This is a genomic window from Microcoleus sp. S13_C3, assembly GCF_036700905.1.
Classification (GTDB): Bacteria; Cyanobacteriota; Cyanobacteriia; order Cyanobacteriales; family Microcoleaceae; genus Microcoleus.
Genome location: NZ_JAUBPT010000300.1, coordinates 1 through 3,563, shown reverse-complemented (window position 1 = coordinate 3,563; position 3,563 = coordinate 1). Strand labels below are relative to the sequence as shown.

The following is a 3,563-nucleotide window of genomic DNA, read 5'->3' as shown; positions in this document are numbered from 1 at the left end:
CCGCCCGTCCTTTTTGGACGGGCGGGACGCCCATCCCACTTTCAAGAGTGGAAGTTATTTAATTCTCATTCCTTATTAGCTGGGCCCACAGCCTCGATCGCATCCTCCAGGGCGATGGATACATGAGTCCAATGAGTTCCCCCCTGACAAAAAGCCACGTAAGGCTCCCGCAGAGGCCCGTCAGCCGAAAACTCCGACGTACTCCCATCGATAAAAGTACCCCCAGCCATCACTAACTGACTTTCATACCCGTGCATCGGAGCCGGCACCGGATCTAAATAGGAACCGACGGGGGAATTTTGCTGAACCGCGCGACAAAAAGCAATTAACTTATCAGCAGAACCGAATTCGATCGCCTGAATCACATCTCGTCTTCTAGCCAAAGGCATAGGATTCACTCGATAACCCAACTTATAAAAAACATAAGCCGTCAAATGATTGCCCTTCATCGCCTCCCCCACAAAACCGGGAGCCATAAACAAACCCTGAAACAGCAACCGATTCAAATCAAAAGTTGCGCCGCCACTGCTGCCGATTCCCGGTGCCGTCAAGCGACAAGTTGCCGCCTCTACTAAATCAGCCCTGCCGGCCACGTAACCGCCCGCAGGGACGATCGTACCCCCCGGATTTTTGATTAAAGAACCAGCCATCAGATCCGCACCCACAGCAGTAGGTTCGCAATCATCAACAAACTCCCCGTAACAATTATCAACAAAGCAAATTGTGCTAGGATTCTGATGTTTGACTATGGCGACTATTTTTTCAATCTCAGAAATAGACAAACTCGACCGCCAAGAATAACCGCAAGAGCGCTGGATAAAAACTAGGCGAGTCTTTGCTGAAATAGTAGAGCTCAATGCCTGCCAATCCACACTTCCTTCGCGAGTTAGAGGCAACTGACGGTAACTAATGCCAAACTCAAGCAGTGAACCTTGACCTTGCCCGCGCAAGCCGATCACTTCTTCTAAAGTATCGTAGGGAGAACCAGCCACTGCCAACATTTCGTCACCAGGACGCAGGATGCCAAAAAGAGCACAGGCGATCGCGTGAGTACCCGAAACAAACTGTACCCGGACAGCCGCGGCCTGGGCCCCTACCACTTCGGCAAACACCCCGTCCAAAGTCTCCCGACCCAAATCGTCGTGGCCGTAACCCGTAACCCCTGCAAAATGGTGGACTCCAACCCGGTGGCTGCGAAAAGCTTTTAAGACTCGTTGAAGATTTTGCTTGACTGTAGTGTCAATACCAGAAAAAATCTGAAAGAGTGCCTGTTCTGCTTCCTGTAGCCGTGAAACGCTATTCATCTATACCTCGCTCACCCTTTGCGTGCGCGCTGTTCATTATGGCGTAGATGCGGCCCCTAGTTTGTAAACATAATATATTCATGACGATTGCAACTTCCAAAAAAACTTCTCCTGATTGGCCTGTCGTAGGCTTTATGGCCTTTCTGCACATCGGTGCTTTATTTGCTTTGCTGCCGGGTAATTTTAGCTGGTCTGCGGTCGGGCTAGCAGTCTTCCTGCATTGGGTAACAGGTGGTTTAGGAATTACTCTCGGATATCACCGCCTCGTCACCCACCGCAGTTTTCAAACACCGAAATGGCTAGAGTATTTTCTAGTTATTTGCGGTACCCTTTCCTGTGAAGGTGGCCCGATCGACTGGGTAGGAATGCACCGGTTACACCACATACATTCCGACACCGAAACAGATCCCCACGATTCCAATCAAGGCTTCTGGTGGAGCCACATGGGCTGGATGCTCTCGGATCTCCCGATCAGAGTGGAAATCCCCCGCTTTACTAAAGACATCGGCGACGACCCAGTATACAAGTTTCTCCAAGCATATTTTATCCCCATCCAAGTTGTCTTCGGTGTGTTGCTTTATTTATTAGGCGGCTGGTCTTTCGTGGTTTGGGGTGTGTTTCTGCGGATCGTGGTGGTGTTCCACTGCACTTGGCTGGTTAACAGCGCTACCCACAAATTCGGCTACCGCACCTACGAATCGGGCGATCGATCGACCAACTGCTGGTGGGTGGCTCTGCTTACCTACGGCGAAGGCTGGCACAACAACCACCACGCCTTTCAATACTCGGCTCGCCACGGTCTCCAATGGTGGGAAATCGACTTCACCTGGATGACAATTCAATTGCTGCAATCGCTGGGTTTGGCAACCAAAGTGAAATTAGCAGAAAAATAGCATGGGCAATGAGTCATGGGTTGTCGGTCATCAGTTCTGGACTAATGGCTCGTGACCAATGCCTCATCCTGTTTTTTGCGATGGTAGAGGTTGGGTTGAACACTGATCGAGTCTTCGGGTGCGATCGACCCAACCAAAACCAGAATCAGTTATAATATAATTGGGAACAAAAAATTTTGTTTGGCAGCCAAATTTTTTATTTTCAAAATACAACCGTAAATCTTTTTCAATCCTAATCCCAAATCTATCATTGATTCTTTATTAGTTTGGGCAAGTGTGCAGCAAAAAAGTTCACTGCTCAATCCCAACTATTATGCGTGAATCTAGCTCGGCATCTCATCATAAATCAAAAAGAGAATGACAATTGCAACGCAAGAAAAACTCCAATACAATTGGAAGCACGTTATTAGTTTAGCAGGACTTCATATAGGCGCTTTGTTCGCACTGCTACCCAGTAACTTCAATTGGACAGCAGTTGGTTTAACAGTATTCATGCACTGGATAACCGGCGGTTTGGGAATAACTCTCGGATGGCATCGTATGCTCACCCACCGCAGTTTTCAGACACCAAAATTCGTAGAATACTTTCTAGCATTTTGCGGAGCCCTTGCCTGTCAAGGAGGAATAATTGATTGGGTTGGGCTGCACCGATTGCACCACACCAACTCTGACCAAAATGCGCTAGACCCTCACAATGCCCAAAAGGGTTTTTGGTGGAGTCACATCGGCTGGATGCTATATAAAGGTCCAGCTCACGCTGAAATTTCCCGCTGCACAAAAGACATTTCGAGCGATCCATTTTACCAATTTTTGCAAAACTACTTTCTCCCGATGCAAATCGTCTTTGGCGTCTTGCTTTACTTAGCAGCAGGCTGGCCGTTTGTAGTGTGGGTAATTTTTGTACGCTTAGTTTTGGTGTATCACTGCACGTGGTTTGTTAACAGCGCCACTCACAAATTTGGCTACCGCACCTACGAAACAAACGATAGTTCTACTAACTGTTGGTGGGTGGCTGTCCTGACTTACGGCGAAGGCTGGCACAACAACCACCATGCTTATCAATACTCCGCTCGTCACGGGATGGAAAAGTGGGAAATTGACTTCACTTGGATGACAATTCAAGTCTTGGAAGCACTAGGCTTAGCAACTAAGGTGAAATTACCAGCAGCAAAATAGCAGCAATTGGGTCATAGACGCAGAACCTCTTTAGGCTGCGCCGGACCGGCCACCTTACCCCTTCAGAAACCCGGTTTCTTTGAGAAACCGGGTTTTTTGGTGACTAATAACCCATGACTAATGACTAATGACTAATGACTAATGACTAATGACTAATGACTAATGACTAATGACTAATGACTAATGACTA

3 protein-coding genes are annotated in these 3,563 nt (G+C 47.9%); 2 read left to right on the top strand and 1 reads right to left on the bottom strand.

Annotated elements, in window-relative coordinates; translation table 11 throughout:
- Positions 1-65 precede the first annotated feature (65 nt).
- Complete coding sequence (locus tag QUA16_RS36040; RefSeq protein WP_333109592.1) at positions 66-1,304, bottom strand: methionine gamma-lyase family protein; 1,239 nt, start codon at positions 1,302-1,304, stop codon at positions 66-68.
- A gap of 80 nt (positions 1,305-1,384) precedes the next feature.
- Between QUA16_RS36040 and QUA16_RS36035 the strand changes: the two genes are divergently transcribed.
- Together QUA16_RS36035 and QUA16_RS36030 are read left to right on the top strand one after the other, a co-directional pair.
- On the top strand, positions 1,385-2,197 hold the full coding sequence (locus QUA16_RS36035) for an acyl-CoA desaturase (RefSeq protein ID WP_333052723.1): 813 nt from the start codon (positions 1,385-1,387) through the stop codon (positions 2,195-2,197).
- A gap of 357 nt (positions 2,198-2,554) precedes the next feature.
- On the top strand, positions 2,555-3,373 hold the full coding sequence (locus QUA16_RS36030) for a fatty acid desaturase (protein ID WP_333109593.1): 819 nt from the start codon (positions 2,555-2,557) through the stop codon (positions 3,371-3,373).
- Positions 3,374-3,563 lie beyond the last annotated feature (190 nt).